Below are 21,404 nucleotides of genomic sequence, written 5' to 3' on the forward strand. Positions count from 1 at the left end.
CCTGCGCGAGCCGGTGGTGCGCGAGCGCGCACAGACCTGGCCGAAGGCTGTCAACGGGTGGGCTCCACATCCGCGCCCATGCCGGGTCGAGCGGAGAGGGCCACCGGGGTCCTGAGCGGCGACCTAACCGTACGCGCCATTCGACCGCCCGGCGTTGTCGAACCGTGCCGCGGCTGCGCGGGACGACGGTCGCCGCCGACAGGCGTATGGTCAGGGTGTCGCCCTGGACCCCGGTGGCCGGTAGTTGGCCGTTGCGGGCACGTCGACGTTCTTCGCCTCCGCAGCGATCGGGTGCGTTTCTCGCTGGGCACGGTCTCTCGGGCACGAAGATCCGGCTACGGCCGAAGTCAGGAACCTGTCATGTCGTACGTGTGGCTCGTCGTCGTTCTGGTACTGGTTCTCTTCCTCTTGTCGCTGGCGTTGAAGGTGGTCAAGCAGTACGAGCAGGGTGTGCTGTTCCGGCTCGGCAGGGTGATCGGGGTCCGCCGTGCGGGCCTGACCGTGATCATTCCGTTCATCGACGTGCTGAACCGCGTCAGCCTGCGGATCATCACCATGCCGATCCAGTCGCAGGGCATCATCACCAGGGACAACGTCAGCGTCGACGTCTCCGCGGTCGCGTACTTCCGGGTCGTCGACGCGGTGAAGTCCGTCGTCGCGATCGAGAACGTCGGGGCCGCCATCAACCAGATCGCGCAGACCACCCTGCGCAAGGTCGTCGGGCAGCACACCCTCGACGAGACGCTGTCCGAGACGGACCGGATCAACATCGACATCAAGACGATCCTGGACGTGGCCACCGAGGACTGGGGCGTCGAGGTGACGCTCGTCGAGCTGAAGGACATTCAGTTGCCGGACAGCATGAAGCGCGCCATGGCCCGCCAGGCCGAGGCGGAGCGGGAGAAGCGCGCGAAGATCATCGCGGCGGAGGGTGAGGCGCTCGCCGCGGACGCGCTCGGTGCCGCCGCGGACATCATGATGGCCCACCCCCTGGCGTTGCAGCTGCGTAACCTGCAGAGCCTGGTCGAGCTCGGAGTGGACAAGAACACCACCGTGGTGTTCCCGGCGCCGCTGATGAGCACGATCGGCGAGCTCGGTGCCTTCCTCGCCCGGGAGGCCGGTGCGGCGAGCGTCGTTCCGGCGCCGCGCGGCTCCGTCGTGGACGCCGCCCCGCCGGTCAACGGCGCGGCCCGACCGGTGCCCGCCGCCTGAGGCTGACCGCCGTAGCTGCCGACCCGTCTGCCCTGCCGCCGCTGCTGCCGGAGCACGGCAAGCCACGGCTGCTCAGACACTGGGGTACGACGCCCGGCCTGAACCTGCTCCACGCGCACCTGTCGCGGATCGTCGCGGCCCGGTCCCAGGAGGTCGTCCACCTGACCGGACCGGGTCACGGCGGCCCCGGCTGGTCACGAACCCTTGGTTGGAGGGCACATACTCCGAGGCGGTAACCGTACCGACGGTCTCCGCATGGGGCCGTCGGGGTTGGGTGACGTGATAACCACGTCGATGGCGTACCCGCTCAGCTCGGTCAGCGGCGCACCCGGTAGCGCAGGTGAAGCACCCGATCGGCCTGGATCGCCACGTCGGGACCCGCCAACAGCTGCTGCGCCCGGACCGACCCGAAGTAACGCTTGCCCGACCCGAACACCACGGGTACGACGTCCATGCGTACCTCGTCGACCAGGCCGGCGGCGAGCACCTGGCCGCCGACGTCGCCAGCGGCGACCTCGACCACGCGGTCACCCGCGAGCTCCTGCGCCCTGGCCACGGCCGCCTTGACGCCGTCGACGAAGTGGAATGGCGCCTCCGGGTCCCAGCCCTCGGGCGCCGGCCGGTGCGTCACGACGACCACGTGGTCGATCCCGCTCGGCGGCTTGCCGTCCCAGCCGTCCGTCAGGTCGAAGACGTGGCGGCCGACGATCGTCACCCCGATCTGGTCCCAGTACGGGCGGGTGTAGTCGTAGGACGTCTGCGACACCGTGACGAAGCCGTCGGTGTCCAACGGGACGTCACCGCTGGACAACCACTCGAACAGCGGCCCGGGCTGGTCGTTCTCGTCGGCGATGAAGCCGTCCACCGACACCGAGGCGTACATGACGACCGTGCCCACTGCGCTCTCCTCTGCTCCGGGATCGGCTCAAACTAGCGTGTCGTGAGCTGTCGTTCTTGTAGGAAATCAATCGGTCGGCAGCGGCCAGCCGTCCAGCGTGTGGCCGGGATGTTCGCGCAGGAACCGCCGCCGGACCTCGACGTACCGGGTCGGTGTGAGGCCGGTGAACGCCCGGAACTCGTGGCCGAAGTGGGATTGGTCGAAGTAGCCCGCGCGGCTGGCGAGGTCGCCCCAGTCGATCGGCTCGGCGGGGTCGATCGACAACACGGTGGCGGCGAAGCGGTGGGTGCGGGCCAGCCGCTTCGGCGTGACGCCGACGAGCTCCTTGAACCGCTGTGCCAGATGGGTGCCGCTGACACCGGCTGCCGCGCTCAGGTCGCCGATCGCCACCGCGCCGCTGGTCGCCGCGATGACGCTGCTCGTGTGGCGGACCAGCCCCAGGCCGGTGGTCTCACGCAGCCGTCGCATCAGCTCCTCCTCGAGCAGCGTCAGCATCTCGTGCGGCCCGTCCGCCGTGGCCAGCCGGTCGCGCAGCTCGGCGACGGCGGGTCGGCCCCACACCTGCTCCACCGTCACCGGCCGGTCGCGCAGCTCGGACGCGGGCATCGGCAGGAACGGCGCCAGCCCCCACGGCTTGACGTGCACGCCGACGGACCGGGTCCAGGGTGGGTAGCCGAACTCCACCGCCCGGGTGGGCGTGGTGAGCACGCAGCCGTCGGTGTACTCGGCCGTCTCGATGTCGGTGCCGGCGCGGATGCGGAACGGCGCCCCGAGGTTGACGATGAGCAGCGCCGCCGGCATCGGCGGCAGCGTCAGCCGGGCGTACGGCGACGAACCCTCCAGGTAGTAAAGGTCGTCGATCAGCCCGTCCAGCGGCGGTCGCGGCACTCTCGACACGTACTCCACGCCCACAGCATCGCCGACACCCCGCCGGCGCCGCGCGCCGAAACACCACGGAGCGACGACCGACATCCCGCTACGCCCCGCCGGGCACCTCCCTCAACCGGCCGCCGTCGGTCCCGTCGGGGCGGTGGCGGCCTCCTGTGACGCGGCCCAGGTGGCGAGCAGTTCGAGGCCGTCGCCGGAGGGCGTGCCCGGTTCGGCGGAGTAGGTCAGGACCGTCAGCGTCTCCTCGCCGGCCAGCTCAAGTGCCTCGTAGGCCAGTTCCAGCTGGCCGACGGCGGGATGGCGGAAATGCTTCGTGCCGTGCCGGTGCACGTAGACGTCCTGGGCGGCCCACCAGCCGCGGAAGGGCTCGCTGCGCATGGAGAGCTCGCCGATCAGCCGCATCAGCTGCTGGTCGTCCGGGTTCCGGGCGGCGGTGAACTGCAGCGCGGCGACCGCGGAGCGGGCGACCTGCGCCCAGTCCGGGTAGAACGCCTGGGCGTGCGGGTCGAGGAAGGTGAACCGTATCGAGTTCGCCGGCGCGGTGGCGCCGGCGGCGAACATCGGTGCGTACAGGGCCGTGCCCAAGGGGTTCGCGGCCAGGATGTCGAACCGGTGGTTACGCAGGAAAGCGGGCACCCCGGTCATCGAGTCGAGGACCCGGCGGATCGCCGGGCGGATCTCGGGCGCCCGGTCGCGGCGGGCGCGGACGCGGGCCGGCCGGGGCCCCGCCGCGCGGGCCAGGTGGTGCAGGTGCGCGGTCTCCGTCTCGTCGAGCCGCAGCGCGCGGGCGATGGCCTCCAGGACGCTGTCGGACACCCCGCCGAGGTTGCCGCGCTCCAGGCGGGTGTAGTACTCGACGCTGACCCCGGCGAGTGCGGCGACCTCACCGCGACGCAGTCCGGCGACCCGGCGGCTGCCGTACGCGGGGATGCCGGCCTGCTCGGGGCTGACCTTCGCCCGGCGGGAGGTGAGGAACGCGCGTACCTCGTCACGGTTGTCCACAAACCCAGGCTAAGCCCCTCTTCCGGCCGGAAGGGTGCCCTGCTGGTACCCCTCACAGCGGTGACTCCCCGGCACGCGTCGACCGATGTTTGCTGGTGGTGGACCGGGTAGGACTTCCGGACGGCCCGCGGTCGAGCCGGAAGGAGAGCCCGCGCGAATCGTCGCTTCCCGGAACTGAGAGGAAACCCTTTCCATGCCCACCGTTCCGCACCTGACACTGAACAACGGCGTCGAGATTCCCGCCCTCGGCCTGGGCGTCTTCCAGACACCGCCGGACGAGACCCGCTCGGCCGTCGAGGCGGCCCTGTCCGCCGGCTACCGGCACATCGACACCGCCGCCGCCTACGGCAACGAGCGGGAGGTCGGCCAGGCCGTCGCCGGGTCGGGCATCGACCGCTCGCAGGTGTTCGTCGAAACCAAGATCTGGATCAACGACTACGGGTACGACGAGACCCTGCACGGCTTCGCCAAGAGCGCCGCCAAGCTGGGCGTCGACCAGATCGACCTGTTGATCCTGCACCAGGCCCTGCCGTCGCAGTTCGACCGGACCCGGGGCGCCTACCGCGCGCTGGAAACCCTGCTGAACGACGGCAGGGTCCGCGCCATCGGCGTCAGCAACTTCATGGTCGACCACCTGACCGCGCTGCTGGACCACGCGACGGTGGTGCCCGCGGTGAACCAGATCGAGGTGCACCCGTACTTCCAGCAGCGTGAGGTGCAGGCCTTCGGCGCGCGGCACGGCATCCTCTCGCAGGCGTGGGCGCCGATCGGCGGCATCACCTTCTACCGCGACAGCGGACACACCAGCACGCTGGAGGATCCGGTGATCGGCGGCATCGCCGAGGCGCACGGCAGGTCACCGGCGCAGGTGATGCTGCGCTGGCACCTGCAGCAGGGCCGCCAGGTGATCCCGAAGTCCACCAGGCCGGCGCGGATCGCGGAGAATGTCGACGTGTTCGACTTCGAGCTCACCGGCGAGCAGCTCGCCGCGATCGACGGGCTGGAGACCGGCAAGCGCGGCGGCCCGGAGCCCGCCGAGATCACCATGGAGACCTTCGGCCGCGACATCCCCGAGGCCTGATCCGCTCGGCCCCGGTTGTCCCACCCGGGACAGCGGGCACAACGATCACGTGGAGGAAACAACATGCGTACCGCGAAGCTCGGTCAACTCGAGGTAGGTCGGATCGGCCTGGGTGCGATGGGGATGTCGCACGGCTACAGCGGGGCGGGCAGCGACGACGCCGAGTCGATCCGCACCATCCACCGGGCCATCGAGCTCGGCGTCACCCTGATCGACACCGCGGAGATCTACGGCCCGTACGTCAACGAGGAGCTGGTCGGCAAGGCGCTGAAGGGCCGGCGCGACCAGGTGGTGCTGGCGACCAAGTTCGGCCTGATCTCGCACACCGGCCGTGGTGCGGGCAAGCCCGACAGCAGCCCGGACAGCATCCGCACCGCGGTCGACGGCTCGCTGAAGCGGCTCGGCACCGACCACATCGACCTGTACTACCAGCACCGCGTCGACCCGGACACGCCGATCGAGGAGACCATGGGCGCCCTCGCCCAGCTGGTGCGGGACGGCAAGATCCGCCACGTCGGTCTCTCCGAGGCCTGGGTCGACACCATCCGCCGCGCCCACGCCGTGCACCCGGTCACCGCGCTGCAGTCGGAGTACTCGCTGTGGACCCGCGACCAGGAGGAGATCCTGCCGCTGCTGCGCGAGCTCGGCATCGGCCTGGTCGCGTACTCCCCGCTCGGCCGGGGTTTCCTCACCGGCGCCCTGCGCACCCAGGCCGACATCGCGGCGCTGGACGACAGCGACTTCCGCAAGACCAGTCCGCGTTTCACCGGCGAGAACCTGCAGCGCAACCTGCGCCTCGCCGAGCAGGTCCAGGCGGCCGCCGCCCAGGTGGGCGCCACCCCGGCGCAGGTGGCGCTGGCCTGGTTGCTCGCCCACGGCGACGACATCGTGCCGATCCCCGGCACCAAGCAGGTCAGCCGGGTCGAGGAGAACGTCGCCGCGGACGCCGTCACGCTCACCCCCGAGCAGCTCTCCACCCTCACCGCGTTGCCCGTCGCCGAGGGCGGCCACCACACCGACGAGCAGATGCAGATGATCGAGCGCTGAGGCCGGTGGCCGGCTGGCCGTGCCCGACCGGCGTCGGCCCGGTGACCCACCCGGTCACCGGGCCGAGCGGCCGGCCTCGCCGGGTCACCCCACCGGCACCGCGGCGGTGGTGCCACCCTCGTTGTCCCACACCGCGTCCGCGTCCGAGCGGGTCGCCGGAGCGGCCCGGCGCCCGACCGGCGCGTCGGCCAGGATGTCGGGCGCGTGCCTGAGGTTGGTCGGGTCGGCGGCGGTCGTCATCGCCCACTCGGCTGCCGCCCGGGGCGTGGCGGGCGGGACCACCAGGAGATCGACCTGGAGGTCGCGGCCGGTCGTGGCGACCAGGAGGGCGGGGTCGAGGGTGTCGAACCAGCCGATCCGGACCACGTCCGGTCCGACGACCAGCCGGTGGATTCGGCCCTCCCAGGCGTGGAGGTTGAGCATGAGGTGCCGGATCCGGCCGTGGCGTTCGGTCAGCGCGAGGACGAGACCGGGGAGTTCGGCGGCCGGGTCCCGGGACCGTGGCCACCATCCGCCGTCCAGGACCGCCCGGTCCCGGGCGGGGGCGAGGACGAGCCGGGGCGCGGACGGCGCCGACGCGGGGGTCGGGGGAGCGTGTCGCGGAGGGACGGTCACGGCTCATCCGTCCTCGCGGGGCGGCAGCGGGACGTCGGTCGTCGATGGGGGAGTGGGGGCGGACCCGGGCCGGCCGCCCGGCCGCGGGCCGGGACGGCGGTCGAGCATCCTCAGCTGCACGATCCGGGCGGTGCCGGGCAGGGCGACGAGCAGGACCCCGACAACCGCGGCCAGCAGCAGCGCCACCCCCATCGGCAGGGCGCCGTGCGCGCCGAGGAACGACACCTCGGCCCGTTGCCCGTTCTGCAGCACGAAGATCAGGAGCAGCAGGAGCACGAACGCGAACACCACGGCGGCGACCCACACGCCGCCGACCCGCGAGCGCCCGACCGCCTGCCTCCGGGGCGCCGGGCGGGAAGCATCGGACCCCACCCGGCCATGGCGTGGGAGGGATCGAACCTGGCTGTTACGGGGTGCGGTCATCGCGAACCGCCGCCTTTCCGGTGGAGGGCGTCCGCCAACGGCGAACTGTCGGCCACCGGGGTCTTGAGCGACACCGCAAGCGTACGCGTCCGCGCCCTCCGCGGCGACCGGCTCGTCAGCCGCCGGAACCGTTACCATCCGGCGAGCCCTCGTCGCGCGGTGGCGACCCACCTGGGTGAACAATCGATCGGCGCCAGGACGGTGCGGGACGGGACCATCGCGTCGGGCGACCGGCGGGACCACTGATTGACGAGGCGACCGACATGGCCGAGACCCAGCTTGCCGATGTATTCGTGGAGATGGCCGACACTCTCGTCGACGACTTCGACGTGATCGAGTTCCTGCACGTGCTGACCGTGAGGTGCGTCGAGCTGCTGGGTGTGTCGGCGGCCGGGCTGCTCCTGACCGACCAGCGGGGCACGCTGCAGGTGGTCGCCGCCTCCTCCGAACGTACCCGACTGCTGGAGCTGTTCCAGCTGCAGACCGACCAGGGGCCCTGCCTCGACTGCTTCCGTTCCGGCCAACCGGTGTCGGTCGCCGATCTGACCCGGACCACCACCCGGTGGCCGAGGTTCACCGCCGCGGCGGCGGAGGTCGGCTTCGCCGCGGTGCACGCGCTGCCCATGCGCCTGCGCTCGGAGGTCGTGGGCGCGCTGAACCTCTTCGACGTCCGGCCGGGGGCGCTCGACGAGGACAAGCTCCGGATCGGTCAGGCGCTCGCCGACGTGGCGACCATCGGACTGCTGCAGCACCGCGCCATCCACCGGCGTGACATCCTCGCCGAACAGCTGCAGAACGCGCTGAACAGCCGGGTCCTGATCGAGCAGGCCAAGGGCGTCCTGGCCGAACGCCTCCAGGTGGACGTGGGCCAAGCCTTCGCGATGCTGCGCGACGGCGCGCGCAGCCGCAACCGACGGCTGTCCGAGCTGGCCCAGGCGATCGTCGACGGCTCCGAGCAGCTCGCGCCGGGACCGGTGGCCAACCGGCCCGGCTGACGACCGGCTCGGTGATTGACCGTTCCGGCACGTCAGGGCGTATGGTGACCGTGTCGCCCGGGCCCCCGGTGGCCGCCGCTTCCGCCGCCACCTGCCCGTGAGGGGCGTTGACCAATGGTCACTCCATCGTGACACCGCCGGCCGATTCGTCCCCCTCTTCAGTCAACCCGGCGATGATGAACAGCGAACGGCTGTTGCGCCGAGGCCGCGGAGAGCCTTCCTCGGCCCTGGGTCAGGTCGGCGCGCTCGGCCTGAGCGCGGCGGTCGCCGAACGTGACCGCATCGGGGCCCACCGCGCGCCGGTGACGCCATCCGCCCTCTCGACGCTCGAAGGGCGGCTCAGGCGGGCCCTGGCCGTCCGCGCACCTCGCCTGCGGGTGTTCCTCCTGGCGGCCGTCCTGCTGCTGCCACTGATGCTCGTCACCACGTTCGCCGACCGCTGACCGCCCGCTCGGGTCTCCACCGCATCGGCGCGGCACGGCGTCGTTCGCCGGCCGCCCGACGGCGGTGACGGGATTCGGGCGGCCCCCACACCGCCACCGATGACCATGATCGTCCCGAACGGCCAATCGAGGGGGTAGACGATGAGGATCGCCAGACACCGGATCGTCACGGCTCTGCGCGAGCGCGGGCAGCAGGCCAGGGCCGACTGGGTCGAGCGGGAACTTCCGGAGCAGGTGGACCCCGGCAAGCACGTCGGACTGCTCGCCACCCTGCGTCTCGACCCGGCCGACCTGGCCGACGCGCCGTCACCGTGAGGGTCGCCCTGCTCGGACCGGTCGCCTGGCGGACACCCCCGCACCATTACGGCCCCTGGGAACAGGTGACCGGGCTGCTCGCCGAGGGGCTGGTCACCCGTGGCGTCGACGTGACCCTCTTCGCGACGCTGGACTCGGTCACCTCCGCCGGTCTCGACGGCGTGTGCCCCCGCGGGTACGCCGACGACCCCAGCATGGACGGCCGGGTGTGGGAGGCGCTGCACGTCTCCCACGCGATGGCCCGCTCCGCGCAGTTCGACCTGGTGCACAACCACCTCGACTGGCTGCCGCTGGCCTTCGCCGAGCACTGCCGCGCTCCGCTGCTCACCACCGTGCACGGCTTCTCCGGCGCGGGGATCGTCCCCGCGTACGCCCGGGCCCGATCGTCCTACGTGTCGATCTCCGACGCGGACCGCAGCGCCGACCTCGACTACGTCGCCACGGTGCACCACGGCGTCGATCTCACCGGCCTGCCGTTCACCCGCGACGCCGGCCCCGGACTGGCCGCCTTCGGCCGGATCCACCCGGACAAGGGCACCCACACCGCCATCGAGATCGCCCGCCGCGCCGGCCGGCCGCTGACCATCTGCGGCATCGTGCAGGACGAGCGGTACTTCGCCGAACAGGTGGCCCCGCACATCGACGGCGACCAGGTCGTGTTCCTCGGATCGGTGGGCCCACGACGGCGTGCGGAGGTGCTGGGCGCCAGCACCGCCCTGCTGCACCCGATCGCCTTCGACGAGCCGTTCGGCCTGTCGGTGGTGGAGGCGATGGTCTGCGGCACGCCGGTCGTCGCCTACGCGCGGGGGTCCATGCCGGAAGTCGTCGACGACGGGGTGACGGGCTTCGTCGTACACGGCGTCGAGCAGGCCGTCGACGCCGTCACCCGCGTCAAGGGCCTCGACCGGGCCGGCTGTCGGACGCGGGCCCGACAGCGCTTCGGCGCGGACCGGATGGTCACCGACTACCTGGCCGTCTACGAACGCCTCGCCGGCCGGCCGCAGCGTTGAGCTCGGTGAACGACCGCCGATTCCCGACGGACGGGGACCCGCTCGATCCCGACAACCGGAAGGCCCGACCCGCATGCCCAGCTACGGATTCCTCAGCACCCACCCGCCGACCCGGTGCGGCCTGGCCACCTTCAACTCCGCCCTCGCCGCCAACCTGACCGCCGACGGCACCCCCGGCGGCATCGTCCGGGTCACCGACCGCGGGGACGACCTGCACGCCGGACCGGAGGTCGTGCACACCTGGTCGACGCGTACCCAGGCCGGGTGGCGGGACGCCGCGACGGCCCTGAACGCCTTCGACGTGGCCGTGGTGCAGCACGAGTACGGCATCTATCCCGGCACCGACGGCGAGGACGTGTTACCGCTGCTGCGCCGGCTCACCGTGCCGAGCATCGTGGTCCTGCACACCGTGCTCCGTCGGCCCACCGCCCGGCAGAAGTCCCTGCTGGAACAGATCGTCACCGCCGCCGGGGCGGTCGTCACGATGACCGACACGGCGCGCGACCGGCTGCTCGTCGGGTACGCCGTGCGGCCGGAGAAGGTGTCGGTCATCCCGCACGGCGCCGTCGAACACGTCCGCGTACCCGCCGACCGCCGGACCCGCCCACACCTGCTGACCTGGGGCCTGCTCGGCCCGGGCAAGGGGATCGAGTGGTCGCTGCGGGCCCTCGCGCGGTTGCAGGACCTCGAGCCCACCCCCACCTACACCGTCGCCGGCCGCACCCACCCGAAGGTGATCGAGCACCAGGGGGAGGCGTACCGGTCGGGGCTGCACCGGCTCGGCGCGCAGCTGGGCGTCGCCCACGCCGTGGACTACCAGGACGGCTACCTGGATCAGCAGACCCTCGGCCGGTTGATCCGCTCCGCCGACGTGGTCGTGCTGCCCTACGACTCCCGCGAACAGGTCACCTCCGGCGTGCTGATCGAGGCGGTGGCCGCCGGAGTGCCGGTCGTGGCCACCGCGTTCCCGCACGCCGTCGAGCTGCTCACCGGCGGGCCCGGTCTGGTCGTACCCCATCAGGATCCGGCGGCGCTGGCCGCGGCGATCCGGCGGATCCTGACCGAACCGGGCCTGGCGGCCCGGCTGGCCGGCCGCGTCCGGCCGCTGGCCGCGGACCTTCGCTGGCCGGCGGTGGCGGCCCGGTACGGCGCCCTCGCCGGCCGGCTCGTCGCCGCCCGCACCTCCGTGGTGAGCGCGGGGTCGGCGTGACCGCGACCACCGGCCGCCCCACCAGGCCGGACCACGATCGTCGTGGGACCGTGCCCGAACCGAACTTCGCCCACCTGGCCCGGTTGAGCGACGACACCGGCCTGTTCGAGCACGCCCGGCACGCCATCGTCCGCCGCGAGCACGGCTACTGCACCGACGACGTCGCGCGCGGCCTGGTCGTCACCAGCCGCGAACCGGCGCCGACCGAGCAGGTGCTCCGGCTCGCCGAGCGCTACCTCGCCTTCCTGACCCACGCGCAGGACGCCGGCGGCGCCTTCCACAACCGGCTCGGGCACGACCGGCGCTGGACCGACCAGCCCGGCGTCGGCGACTGGTGGGGCCGGGCGCTGTGGGGGCTGGGCACCGCCGCCGCGCGCAGCCCCGCAGCCTGGATCCGGGAGGAGGCGCTGGTCGCGTTCAGCCGGGGCGCCGCGCGACGCTCCCCGGCCCCGCACGCGATGGCCTTCGCCGGGCTCGGCGCGGTCGAGGTGCTGCGCCGCCACCCGACCCACGCTGCGGCGGCCGCGCTGCTGACCGACGCCGCCACGACGATCGGCGGCCCCGGACCGGACCCGCGCTGGCCGTGGCCGCAGCAGCGGCTGAGCTACGCCAACGCGGCCCTCGCCGAGGTTGTCATCGCCGCCAGCCAGTTACGCCACGGCGGTCCACCCCTCGCCGACGGGCTGCGGATGCTGGCCTGGCTGCGTGACGTCCAGCTTCGCGACGGGCAGCTGTCGGTCGTACCCGCCGGCGGGTGGCAGCGTGGCGCGGCGCGGCCGCGCCACGACCAGCAACCGATCGAGGTCGCCGCCTTCGCCGACGCCTGCGCCACCGCCGCCACCGTCACCGGCGACCCCGGCTGGGAGACCGGAGTGCGGCAGGCGGTCGGCTGGTTCCTCGGCGACAACGACGTCGGCACGGCGATGTGGGATCCGGCGACCGGCGGCGGCTACGACGGGTTGACCGCGCACGGACCGAACCTCAACCAGGGCGCCGAGTCCACCCTCGCCCTCATCTCCACCCTGCAGCACGCTCGGCGATGGCCGTGACCGGCACCCTGGCCGTTCGGCATGACCTCACCCTCGCGCCGGATCCACGCCGGGTCGTCGTCAAGCTCTTCGTCCCGGGTGAGGACGGCCCCCTGGTACGCACCCGCGCGCAGTCGCTCATCGACCGCGTCGCCCACCTCGACGACGAGGAGACCGGCCGGCTGCTGCGGGACACCTTCGACCGCTTCGGCGACCGGCACCGCGATCTGGAAGGCACGTTCCACCACCACTACGACCTCGTCCGGCACCGCATCACCCGGCGCCGGGACCTTTCCCCCACCACCCGGCTGCTGGTCGGCGCCTTTTTCAGCCACGAGTACGCGGTCGAGGCCGCCGCGCTGTGCAACCCGTCGATGGTGGCCCACCCCGACCAGAACGGGCTGGCCGCCGGGCAGTTGCGCGTCGCGGTCAGCCTGCGCCAGATCGGCGAGGGCCACCTGTCATCCATCGGGTTCGCCACCGCCGTTCTCGGACCGGGACGCCGGCTCGCCGTCGCCGACCGGTCCGGCCCTCTGGTCCTCGGGCAGCGGATGGGCGTACGGCACCGTCGGGACCTGCTCGCCGCCGGCCTGGCGGAGGAGCACTGCGACAACGAGATCACCGCCACCGTGCTGGACGCCCTGCCCGACCGGTACGACGAGACCGCGTTCGAGCTGGCGCTCGGCACCCTGCCCCCGGATCTGCTTTCCCGCAGCACCGGTCCGCGCACCCTCGAACAGCTGCGCCGCACCGACGCCGCCAGCTACGCCACCACCTTCCCCGCCGCCACCGCCCTGCACCAACGGGTGCTCTGGCCCGCCACCCCGGCGGAGAGCAACGGCCTGGAGGACGCCCGCTTCGTCAGGTTCACCGACGAGACCGGATCCGTGTACCGGGCCACCTACACCGCCTTCGACGGACGGCGCATCGCCACCCGCGCGCTGGCCAGCGGCGACCTGCGCCGTTTCGAGATCACCCCGATGCGCGGACCGGGCGCCCGCAACAAGGGCGTCGCGCTCTTCCCCCGTACGGTCGGCGGCCGGCACCTCGCCCTGTGCCGCACCGACGGTGAGACCATCGGCCTGACCTGCCTGGACGGCGAGAACCGGTGGCAGGAACCGCTGCCGCTGCACCGCCCCCGCGACAGCTGGGAGCTGATCCAGGTCGGCAACTGCGGATCACCGATCGAGACCGACGACGGCTGGCTCGTCCTCACCCACGGGGTCGGCCCGATGCGCCGGTACGCGATCGGCGCGCTCCTGCTCGACCTGCACCGGCCGGAACGGGTCGTCGCCACGCTGCCCGGCGCCCTCCTGTCACCCGACGACGCCGACCGGGACGGATACGTCCCCAACGTCGTCTACTCCTGCGGCGGACTCGTGCACGACGGAGAGCTGTGGCTGCCGTACGGGGCCAGCGACGCCCGGGTCCGGTTCGCCACCGTGCCGATGGCCGCCCTCATCGCCGCCATGGTGGAATAGCATCCGCCCGTGGCGATCAACCTCGACGATCTATCCGGTTACGTCGAGCGCGACCTCGATGCCGATCTCGCCCGATGGTTCTCCGACCGGTCGCGTGCCCCGGTGCCCGAGGAGACCCGGCCGGTGGCGCCGATGCTCGACCGCCTGCCGCCAACGAGCGCGGCCGCGCTGGCGGCGGTCGAGGCGGACTTCCGCTCGCTGGGCCAGGCCGGTGCGCTCGCGCCGGATCTCGGCCCACTCGCCGCCATGAACCGGCGATCGAACGCCTGAGCTGCCCGACGGGGCCCGTGAACCGGGCCGGCCGGTCCGGCGCGTCGCCGGGCCCGGGTCGGGCCCGGTCCGCAATCCGGCCGCGATCACCGTTGAACCGACGGCGGCTCGGTCCGTAGTGAGCCGGGACGGCAGGATGACGGTGGCGAAGGACAGGGAGGGCGAAGCGTGCGGATGCGGCTGGCCGTTCAGGCGGTGCTGGTGCTGGTCGGGATCTGCCTGCTGCCAACCGGTCCGGCGCACGCCGCGCCGGCGGAGACCGGCCGGTACTACGTGGTCGGTCCACCGGTGGACGGGCAGCGGGAATACCTTTACGCCATCGCGCTGCGCACGCTCGGCAACGGCAACCGGTACCGGGAGATCGTCGACCTGAACACCGGCCGGGCCCAGCCGGACGGCGAGACCTTCACCGACGGGCTGGTGCTGAACCCGGGCTGGATGCTCGTCCTGCCCCCGGACGCGAAGGGGCAGGGGGTACGCATCGGCCCGCTGCCCCGGACCCGGGCACGCTCCGCCCCTGCGGTGACCCGTACGCCGGCCGCCGAACGACCCGCACCGGCCCGCACCACCGCCGCGCCGACCCCACCGGCCCGGGCGCCGGCGACCACCCGGGCGGCGGGGCGGCCCCCGGCCACCACGGAGGTGGTCGCCCCGCCGCCCGGGGGGCTCGCGACCCCGGGTGGCGGCATCGACCCGCTGGTGATCCGCGTCGGCGCGGGCGTGCTGTCGGTGCTGCTCGCGGTGGTGGCGATCGTGCTGCTGCGCCCGGGTCGCTCCGGTCGTGGCCTGTCCCTGGCGGGCGACGACGGGCCGTGGCCACCACAGCGGCACCACACGCCCGCTCCCGGCGACGGTGAGCGGGTCGAGCGGAGCCGGCCGGAAGCGCCGGAGGACGACACCCCGCCCCGGCCCGCCCCGTCGGGCGACCCGGCGCCGGCCCCGGGCCCCTCCTCCGCGCCCGCCCGGCCCGCCCCGCCGGCGCCACCCGCCGCATCGGCCGCGGGCGAAGGCTCCGCGCCGGCACCCTCGTCCGGGCCGGGGCCGTCGTCGGGGTCGGGGCCGTCGTCCGGGTCCGGGCCGGCACCGGGACCAGACCGGCCCGCTACGCCGCCGGAGACCGGCGCCAAGGCCACGCCGGTCGTGCCGCGTCCGCCGCTGCCGGCCGGAGACGAAGTGCCGTACCTCGTCGCCGACCTGGACACCGACGTCGGCCCGGCCAGGGTCCGGCTGGTCGGCGTGGCGGCCGGGCGCGGCGCGCCGCCGTACGCCTGGTTGGGCCCCGGGGAGACGGCGCCGCCGGCGGTGCTGCCGCTGGTGCTGGGGCGCAGCGGGCCGTGGCGTCTGCACGTGGATCTCGCCCGGGTGCCCGACGTGCTCACCCTCGTCGGGCCGCTGGACGTCTGTGGTCGGGCCGCCGCCACCCTCGCCGGGCGGCTGTCCGCCGCGGGCGTCGGCGTGGCGGTCGTGGGGGAGACGCTGGGGGCCGAGCCGCCGGACGGGTGCCGCCGGCTGCCCGCCCTGCCCGAGCCGCCGAGGGCGGGCGAGGAGCTGCCGGCGCCGTACGTGGTGTTCCTCGAGGGCCCGTCCCCGGCCGGGGCGCGTGGCCTCGCCGCCGCCACCGCGGGGCGGTGCGTGCCGGTCGTGCTCGGTCCGGTCCCGGCCGGCCGCTGGTCGCTTCAGCTGGACGTGGACGAGGTGGCGGCCGGCGGGGACTGAACGCCGCGCAGCACCAGGGGGAGCGGTCCCGCCGCCACCCCGGGCACCGCCTCCCACACCCCGTCCCGCGCCCGGTGGACCCGGTCCACCTGGATCCGGTCGTAGGAGCGGCTGGTGAGGATCAGCTCCACCCCCGCCAGCCGCAGCCGCTCCGCCCGGCTGTGGGCCAGCGGGAGGGCGGCGAGGTCGTCGGCGGTGGCCTCGACGTCGACCGTACGGCCGCGGGGCACTCGTACCTCCACGAGCAGCCGGCCGGCCCGCGCTGTCGGCCGCTGCCGGGACAGCGGCAACCAGCCCGGCGCCAGGCCGCGGGACCGGGCCGGCAGCAGCGCGTACGCCCGCCGGGTGCCGTGCGCCGGCCACCGGCTGACGTCGTGCGGCAGCCCGCCGCTCGACGCGCCGGCCGGCGCGGAGCGGATCCGCAGCGCCCCGCCGTCGAGCCCGTCGACGGGCCGGAGCCCGCCGTCGTCCGTGGCCCGGAAGCCGTCCCGCACCCGCGCCCGGTCCAGCCGCCCGGCCGGCAGCAGGTAGGTGTCCGGGGCGCCGAGCAGGTACTGCAGGCGTGCCGGGACGTGGGAACGCAGCACCTGCACCGGGATCGCGCCGCCCGGCTCGACCCGGACGCGGAGCAGGTCGGCCCGGTGCGGCGCGGACCGCGGGTCGAGGTAGGCGACCAGGAACAGCTCCGCGCTGGGTACGCCCTCGGTCGCGGCCCGGTCCAGGTCGCCGGTGACCGCGACGAACGCCTCGAAGGTGCTGTCGTTGACCTGCTGGCCGGGGCGCAGCCAGGGCGGCCCGTACCGGCCCGCCCGGCGGTGCTCGACGGCCAGCGTGGGGCGGGCCGTGGGTGCCGGGACGGCGGCCCCGCGCTCGGGTGGCCCGGTGTCCTCCCGTGCGGCGTCGGCCGGAGCGTCGGCCGCCGGGTTCCCCTCGTCGACATCCGCGGCCACCATGATCCGCTGCCGCGTCGAGCGGGGCGTCAGCAGGCCGTCGGGGGTCGCGTCGACGGCCGGCGGGGCATCGGCGTACCGGGGGCGGTGGGCCCGCCACGGCGCCACGCCGCCGGCCGCGTCGAGCGCGCGCAGGTGGCGTTGGTCGCCGACGAGTTCCGCTCGCCCGCCCGGCGGCGGGGTCCAGACCGTGGCGCCGGTGATCTCGGCCAGCTCGGCGGCCTGGGTGGTGAGCTTCGCCTGCTCGTCCGGTTCGGACGGCCAGGTGAGCCACAGTCGCAGTTCGGCGCCGTAGAGCGGCAGCTCGCCGAGGAGCGCGGCCAGGTGACTGGCGTCACGTACCTGCTGGGTGCCGCTGTAGTCGCCGATCAGGAATCCGCCGGAGCGGGCCGTGACGGAGACCGTGACCAGATCCGCCGCGGTGGCGCCGAGCCGGTGTGCGGTGGCCCGGCGCGCCACGAAGTCCGCGCGGGTGGCCAACGCCACACCGGTGGCCAGCGGCAGGTTGACCACCCCGGTCCGGGGCCGGACCAGCCCGTCCTCCATCGCGAACCAGCCGGGCAGCGGCGTGGCCAGGTCGGGCGGTTGCAGCACCAGCCAGTCCATCGGCTGGCGGGTGATCCGGTCCAGCGGCAGCGCGTGCAGCGGGCCACCGGCGGCCCCGGCGACCTCACCGGTCAGCACCTGCCGGATGTCCGCGCCGTCCGGGCTGACCAGCACGTCGTGCCCCAGTAGGCCGGCCACCTCGGTGAACAGCTCGGTGTGGCGGGCGCCGTCGTCGGCGAGGATCCGCACGTCGTCCGCGGCGTCCCCGGTGCGTTGCACCAGGTCCGCCACGGCGGGCGCGTCCAGCGGGCGGTCCGGTTCGGACGGCAGCGCCGGCCGCCCCCGGGGGCCGCACACCAGCCAGAGATCCAGCAGGCCGGGCACCCGCCGGTGCCGGCGCGGGTCGAAGCGGCGGGTGGTCGGCACCCGCTCGATTCCCCGGCCGTCCACGGCGGCGGCCTGTGCCAGCTCTGTCACCGCCGCCCCCGCCCTCGTTCCACCGACGTCACACCGCCGGTCGGAGCTGTCCGACATCGAGGGCCGGTACCCTCGGCGGTCTCCATGACGAGCGCCATGGAAATCTGGTTCAGATTGATTTGAACGAAGTCGGCGCTGATCCGCAATAGACAGTGACGGCCGAACGGTCTGGGCCGCGGTGACGGAAGGGGACCTCGGTGCTGACGAAGCACTCCATCCTTGCTCGACTGCTCGTGGTGGTGATGGTCGGCTGTGCGTTCCTGACCGTGCCACGCGCCTCGGCCGCCGGGTCCGCACCGGACACCGAGCCGTACGTGAAGTACTACGTGGTGACGGCGGCGTACCAGGGCCAGCCGGAGAATCTCACCGAGATCGCCCGGCGCTTCCTCGGCAGTGGCGAGCGGTCCGCCGAGATCTACCAGCTCAACACCGGTCGGGTCCAGCCGGACGGGGGTCGGCTGACCGACCCGGCCGCGCTGCGGGCCGGGTGGCACCTGGTGCTGCCGTGGGACGCCGCCGGCCAGGGCGTCGAGTACGGACAGTTGCCGGCCCCCCGCCGGCCGTCTGCCCGCCCCACTCCGGCCGGCACCCCGGCCGGCACGCCGAGCGCGCGGCCGGACAGCAGCCCGACGCCGAGCGCGAACCCCACCCCCTCCCGTACGCCCGGCGGGGCCGGCCCCGCCGTCCGGTGCACCGCCACGACCGCGTCGAGCGGCCGGTCGGAGTGGGCGCAGCTGCGCATGGCGGCGGACAGCGCGTGGACCCTGACCCGCGGCAACGGGGTCAAGGTCGCGGTCGTCGACTCCGGCGTCGACGCCGGAGTCCAGCAGCTCAGCGGCCGGGTCGCGGTGGGCGCGGACGTCACCGTCGGCAACGGGCGGGGCGACGAGGACTGCCTCGGTTCCGGTACGGCGATGGCGGGCATCATCGCCGCGGACGACAGCGTCGACGGCAGCCCGGTGGGGCTCGCGCCGGACGCGACCATCGTGCCGGTCCGGATGGCCCGGTCCTCGGGCGACGCCCGCGCGGCCGACGCCGCCACGGCCATCGAGGTGGCGGTCAGCACGGGCGCCTCGGTGCTCGCGCTCGGCTCCCGGGTCGACCTGGCCGACCCGGCGGTGGTGGCCTCCCTGACCACCGCGCTGGAGCACGACGTGCTGGTGGTGGCGGGGGCGCCGGTGAAGCCGACCACGCTGCCGTCGCCGCGCGGCGGATCCGGCGGGGCGCTGGTGCTCACCGGCGGGGTCGGCGCCGGCGGCCAGCTCGCGGAGAAGTATCTCGACGGGTCGGTCGAGGTGGTCGCGCCCGGCATCGAGGTGGCGACGCTCGGGGTCGGCGGCGGCAAGGTGGTCGGCAACACCGGCACCGAGTTCGCGGTGGCGTTCGTGGCCGGCGAGGCCGCGCTGATCCGGGCCGCCCAGCCCGACCTCACCGCCGCCCAGGTCGAGGAGCGCATCCGCGGCACCGCCGAGCCGGTCGGTGGGCAGGTGGCCGAGGGCGACCCGCGGTACGGCGCCGGCATGATCAACCCGGCGGCGTCGGTGGCCCCGTCGGTGGACGGCCAGGCCCCGGCCGCCGCGCAGGCGGGGCGCGGCGGGGGCACGCTACTCGCCGTGCTCCTGGGGTTCGCCCTGGTGTGCGGCGTGGGCGGCTTCCTGGTCTTCTGGCTGCGTCGCCGCCGGGTTGCCGGCTGACCGGCACGGCCGTCGGGTCGGCTGGCCGGTGTGCCGGTGTGCCGGCAGAGCCGGACTGCGGCGCCCCGGTCACCCCGAGCGGGTGACCGGGGCGCCCGGCTAGCGCAGCGACCAGGTCTGCTTCGGGTTGAACACACACGTCCAGGCGTTCAACGGAGCGCCCGTGCCGTGCCCGTCCACATCCAGGCAGCGGGCGGTCTCCGGGTTGTGCAGGGACCGCCGGCCGTCGCGCTCGATCCACTCCCACTTCTGGGCCGGGTTGCCGCTGCAGGTGGCGGTCTGCACGGGCGCGCCGTCACGCTTCTCGCCCCACGCCACGTCCAGGCAGAGGCCGTTCGCCCGGACGCTGCCGTCGGACCGGAACGACCACCACTGGAGCCGATCCTCTCGGCAGGGTTGCAGGACGACCGGGATGCCGTCCCCGCTGCCGCCGGTTGCGCACAGCCCGGTCTCCTTGCCGACGAGCTGCTTCGCGCCGCTCGGGCGCTTCGGCGGGGCCGGCTTCTCCGGCTCGGCCGGCGGGCGGGTCGACGGCGGCGCGCTGGGCCGAGGGATGGGTGGAGCCGGTGTGGGCGTCGGCGTGGGTGTCGGCGCCGACGTGGTCGTGGGCTTCGGTCTCGGCGCCGGGGGCGTGGGCGACGGGCTCGCGCTCGCCGCCGGGACCCGGAGCCGGTCGTCGAGGGCGTAGAAGTCGGTGAACTCCCGCACCTGCCGCAGGAACGCCTGCGTCGCGTCGTCGAGCTCGCCGCCGGTCTGCCGCACCGCGGTGGGGCCGTTGCGGTATGCGGCCAGCGCCAGCAGGCCCGGGTCGCCGTCGAGGCCGACGAGGTCCCGCCGCAGCGCGCAGAGCGCGGCGCCGACCGCCGGCACGGCCACCTGCGGATCCCACGGCGACGCCCCGGCCGGCCCGTGTGCCCGCCACACCTCGGGCAGGAACTGGGCGATCCCGCGCCGGCCGTCGTCACCGAGCAGGTTCGGGTCGAAGCCGGACAACGCCATGAGCTGGGCGGCCACCGCCGCGGGCGGCACCTCCGGGCACACCGAGCCGGCCCGCACCACGAGGCGTACGTAGCTCGCCGGCACCGCCTTCGGCTGCCGGCGCCCGGCGTCCGGGCGGGTGGTGCCGGAGCCGCCGAACGCGGCCAACTCCCCGTAGTACGCCGCGTAGCGGCTGACGTCGTCGACGTAGGTGACCGCGTCGGACGGTACGCCCTTGGCCTCGCGTACCCGGTCGAGCCCGGCGTGGAACGCGGCCAGGGACAGTCGCCACGGGTCGCCGGGGATCACGGCCAGCCGCAGTTGCCCGCTGAGGTCGCACATCTGGTGGGCCAGCGCGAGGATGTTCGCGGCCGGGTCGGTGCGGTCCGCCCCGGGCCAGGGCGCCCAGGACTTCCACCGGTCGTCGTCCAGGCCGGCGAAGCCGCGACCGCCCGAGGTGGTCTTCTTGACCCGCCCGTCCAGGCCGGACTCGGTCATCAGCTGTCCGGCCAGGCGGGCCGGGGTCAGCGTGGGGCAGGAGCGGGCCGCGGCCCGGATGGCGGTCAGGTTCTCGGCGGAGACCGTACGACCGGTCAGCTTGTCGTCGCGGGCCGTGGCGATGCCCCAGCTCACGGAGGCGATCACCATGCACAACACCGCGAGTCCGGCTGCGATGGCAGCGACGACACGACGCGGTGTCCGGGCGAGCCGGGATCGGATGCCAGGAAGATCGGGTGTCACGGGGCTTCCCTTCCGGTGATGACGTCGTCTGGCGTGACGGATGCGCGACGTCCTCGGTTCACCCGACCGGAATCGGATCCGATTCCAGTCCGGTCGCCATTGAACCGACCCGCACGCCGGGCCGTCAATGTGACCGCCGCCGGACGGACCGCCCCGCGGCTGCCGAACCGTCGATCGGAGTGTTCGATGTCGACTCGCCGCCGCCCACCCAGTGCGGTCACGACCAGCGCAGTCGTGGGCGGGGCAGCCCCGGGCCGCATCCGATGAGCGCCGGGACGCTGGTCGCCGTGCGCCGGCCGGCGGCACCGTCCGATCAGTACGGTTATCCTTCTTCCCCAGAGGGGTTCGGCGTCGAGGCGCCAGGCCGACCGTGCGGGTACGCCC

General features: G+C 74.1%; 20 protein-coding genes and 1 pseudogene. 14 read left to right on the top strand and 7 right to left on the bottom strand.

Translation table 11 applies throughout. From position 1 onward, the window contains the following. Nucleotides 1-360: 360 nt before the first annotated feature. On the top strand, nt 361-1,212 hold the full coding sequence (locus tag ACFY3U_RS11765; protein ID WP_387198988.1) for a slipin family protein: 852 nt from the start codon (nt 361-363) through the stop codon (nt 1,210-1,212). Between the two features lie 17 nt (nt 1,213-1,229). Beyond that, nucleotides 1,230-1,441, top strand: a pseudogene (locus ACFY3U_RS11770) (hypothetical protein); the annotation flags it as partial. A gap of 87 nt (nt 1,442-1,528) precedes the next feature. Here ACFY3U_RS11770 and ACFY3U_RS11775 read toward each other — a convergent pair. From ACFY3U_RS11775 to ACFY3U_RS11785, 3 genes are all read right to left on the bottom strand, one after another. Continuing rightward, on the bottom strand, nt 1,529-2,110 hold the full coding sequence (locus ACFY3U_RS11775) for a dihydrofolate reductase family protein (RefSeq protein ID WP_387198991.1): 582 nt from the start codon (nt 2,108-2,110) through the stop codon (nt 1,529-1,531). A 66-nt stretch (nt 2,111-2,176) separates the two neighbouring features. Further along, nucleotides 2,177-3,016, bottom strand: coding sequence for an AraC family transcriptional regulator (locus tag ACFY3U_RS11780; RefSeq protein WP_387198994.1), 840 nt, complete (start codon nt 3,014-3,016; stop codon nt 2,177-2,179). Nucleotides 3,017-3,109: 93 nt separating this feature from the next. Next, nucleotides 3,110-4,000 carry a helix-turn-helix transcriptional regulator gene (locus ACFY3U_RS11785; RefSeq protein ID WP_387198997.1) on the bottom strand — a complete coding sequence of 297 codons (891 nt, stop codon included), beginning with the start codon at nt 3,998-4,000 and terminating at the stop codon, nt 3,110-3,112. Between the two features lie 193 nt (nt 4,001-4,193). On the opposite strand from ACFY3U_RS11785, the gene ACFY3U_RS11790 reads away from it, so the two are divergent. Both ACFY3U_RS11790 and ACFY3U_RS11795 read left to right on the top strand, forming a co-directional pair. After that, the gene (locus tag ACFY3U_RS11790; RefSeq protein ID WP_387198999.1) at nt 4,194-5,081 is read left to right on the top strand and encodes an aldo/keto reductase; all 888 of its coding nucleotides are present in this window, start codon (nt 4,194-4,196) and stop codon (nt 5,079-5,081) included. 63 nt (nt 5,082-5,144) lie between these two features. Then, a complete protein-coding gene (locus ACFY3U_RS11795; protein ID WP_387199002.1) occupies nt 5,145-6,128 on the top strand; it encodes an aldo/keto reductase in 984 nt (327 codons plus the stop codon). An 84-nt stretch (nt 6,129-6,212) separates the two neighbouring features. Here ACFY3U_RS11795 and ACFY3U_RS11800 read toward each other — a convergent pair whose 3' ends face one another. Continuing rightward, complete coding sequence (locus tag ACFY3U_RS11800; protein ID WP_387199005.1) at nt 6,213-6,743, bottom strand: DUF5994 family protein; 531 nt, start codon at nt 6,741-6,743, stop codon at nt 6,213-6,215. Nucleotides 6,744-6,746: 3 nt separating this feature from the next. Next, nucleotides 6,747-7,049, bottom strand: coding sequence for a lipopolysaccharide assembly protein LapA domain-containing protein (locus ACFY3U_RS11805; protein ID WP_387199008.1), 303 nt, complete (start codon nt 7,047-7,049; stop codon nt 6,747-6,749). Nucleotides 7,050-7,429: 380 nt separating this feature from the next. Between ACFY3U_RS11805 and ACFY3U_RS11810 the strand changes: the two genes are divergently transcribed. From ACFY3U_RS11810 to ACFY3U_RS11850, 9 genes are all read left to right on the top strand, one after another. Then, nucleotides 7,430-8,161: an ANTAR domain-containing protein gene (locus ACFY3U_RS11810; protein ID WP_387199011.1), complete on the top strand. Its 732-nt coding sequence runs from the start codon at nt 7,430-7,432 to the stop codon at nt 8,159-8,161. Nucleotides 8,162-8,337: 176 nt separating this feature from the next. After that, nucleotides 8,338-8,604: a hypothetical protein gene (locus ACFY3U_RS11815; protein ID WP_387199014.1), complete on the top strand. Its 267-nt coding sequence runs from the start codon at nt 8,338-8,340 to the stop codon at nt 8,602-8,604. A gap of 141 nt (nt 8,605-8,745) precedes the next feature. Beyond that, on the top strand, nt 8,746-8,919 hold the full coding sequence (locus tag ACFY3U_RS11820) for a hypothetical protein (protein ID WP_387199017.1): 174 nt from the start codon (nt 8,746-8,748) through the stop codon (nt 8,917-8,919). Beyond that, nucleotides 8,916-9,929 (top strand): glycosyltransferase family 4 protein, encoded by a 1,014-nt coding sequence (locus ACFY3U_RS11825; protein ID WP_387199020.1) that lies wholly within the window; start codon nt 8,916-8,918, stop codon nt 9,927-9,929. The genes ACFY3U_RS11820 and ACFY3U_RS11825 overlap by 4 nt, the downstream gene beginning before the upstream one ends. 73 nt (nt 9,930-10,002) lie before the next feature. Further along, nucleotides 10,003-11,139, top strand: a complete 1,137-nt coding sequence (locus tag ACFY3U_RS11830) for a glycosyltransferase (RefSeq protein ID WP_387199023.1) — start codon at nt 10,003-10,005, stop codon at nt 11,137-11,139. 50 nt (nt 11,140-11,189) lie between these two features. After that, nucleotides 11,190-12,188: a glycosyltransferase gene (locus ACFY3U_RS11835; protein WP_387199026.1), complete on the top strand. Its 999-nt coding sequence runs from the start codon at nt 11,190-11,192 to the stop codon at nt 12,186-12,188. Continuing rightward, nucleotides 12,179-13,648 carry a glycoside hydrolase family 130 protein gene (locus tag ACFY3U_RS11840; protein WP_387199029.1) on the top strand — a complete coding sequence of 490 codons (1,470 nt, stop codon included), beginning with the start codon at nt 12,179-12,181 and terminating at the stop codon, nt 13,646-13,648. Before ACFY3U_RS11835 ends, ACFY3U_RS11840 begins: the two co-directional genes overlap by 10 nt. Before the next feature lie 9 nt (nt 13,649-13,657). Further along, nucleotides 13,658-13,918 (top strand): hypothetical protein, encoded by a 261-nt coding sequence (locus tag ACFY3U_RS11845; RefSeq protein ID WP_387199032.1) that lies wholly within the window; start codon nt 13,658-13,660, stop codon nt 13,916-13,918. A 168-nt stretch (nt 13,919-14,086) separates the two neighbouring features. Then, entirely contained in the window at nt 14,087-15,634 is a 1,548-nt protein-coding gene (locus ACFY3U_RS11850) for a hypothetical protein (RefSeq protein ID WP_387199036.1), read from the top strand. Here ACFY3U_RS11850 and ACFY3U_RS11855 read toward each other — a convergent pair. Then, nucleotides 15,595-17,607 carry a hypothetical protein gene (locus tag ACFY3U_RS11855; RefSeq protein WP_387199039.1) on the bottom strand — a complete coding sequence of 671 codons (2,013 nt, stop codon included), beginning with the start codon at nt 17,605-17,607 and terminating at the stop codon, nt 15,595-15,597. The genes ACFY3U_RS11850 and ACFY3U_RS11855 overlap by 40 nt on opposite strands. 197 nt (nt 17,608-17,804) lie before the next feature. Between ACFY3U_RS11855 and ACFY3U_RS11860 the strand changes: the two genes are divergently transcribed. After that, entirely contained in the window at nt 17,805-19,301 is a 1,497-nt protein-coding gene (locus ACFY3U_RS11860) for a S8 family serine peptidase (RefSeq protein ID WP_387199042.1), read from the top strand. A 99-nt stretch (nt 19,302-19,400) separates the two neighbouring features. Here ACFY3U_RS11860 and ACFY3U_RS11865 read toward each other — a convergent pair whose 3' ends face one another. Further along, nucleotides 19,401-20,927: a ricin-type beta-trefoil lectin domain protein gene (locus tag ACFY3U_RS11865; RefSeq protein WP_387199045.1), complete on the bottom strand. Its 1,527-nt coding sequence runs from the start codon at nt 20,925-20,927 to the stop codon at nt 19,401-19,403. Nucleotides 20,928-21,404: the final 477 nt, after the last annotated feature.

The sequence above is a fragment of the Micromonospora sp. NPDC000089 genome (assembly GCF_042899365.1).
Classification (GTDB): domain Bacteria; phylum Actinomycetota; class Actinomycetes; order Mycobacteriales; family Micromonosporaceae; genus Micromonospora.

Excerpts from the sequence above, each read along its gene's own strand:
- ACFY3U_RS11840 (WP_387199029.1), top strand. The coding sequence starts at position 12,179 with ATGGCCGTGACCGGCACCCTGGCCGTTCGGCATGACCTCACCCTCGCG.
- ACFY3U_RS11815 (WP_387199014.1), top strand. The coding sequence starts at position 8,338 with ATGAACAGCGAACGGCTGTTGCGCCGAGGCCGCGGAGAGCCTTCCTCG.
- ACFY3U_RS11765 (WP_387198988.1), top strand. The coding sequence starts at position 361 with ATGTCGTACGTGTGGCTCGTCGTCGTTCTGGTACTGGTTCTCTTCCTC.
- ACFY3U_RS11830 (WP_387199023.1), top strand. The coding sequence starts at position 10,003 with ATGCCCAGCTACGGATTCCTCAGCACCCACCCGCCGACCCGGTGCGGC.
- ACFY3U_RS11865 (WP_387199045.1), bottom strand. The coding sequence starts at position 20,927 with ATGGTGATCGCCTCCGTGAGCTGGGGCATCGCCACGGCCCGCGACGAC.
- ACFY3U_RS11810 (WP_387199011.1), top strand. The coding sequence starts at position 7,430 with ATGGCCGAGACCCAGCTTGCCGATGTATTCGTGGAGATGGCCGACACT.
- ACFY3U_RS11790 (WP_387198999.1), top strand. The coding sequence starts at position 4,194 with ATGCCCACCGTTCCGCACCTGACACTGAACAACGGCGTCGAGATTCCC.
- ACFY3U_RS11820 (WP_387199017.1), top strand. The coding sequence starts at position 8,746 with ATGAGGATCGCCAGACACCGGATCGTCACGGCTCTGCGCGAGCGCGGG.
- ACFY3U_RS11795 (WP_387199002.1), top strand. The coding sequence starts at position 5,145 with ATGCGTACCGCGAAGCTCGGTCAACTCGAGGTAGGTCGGATCGGCCTG.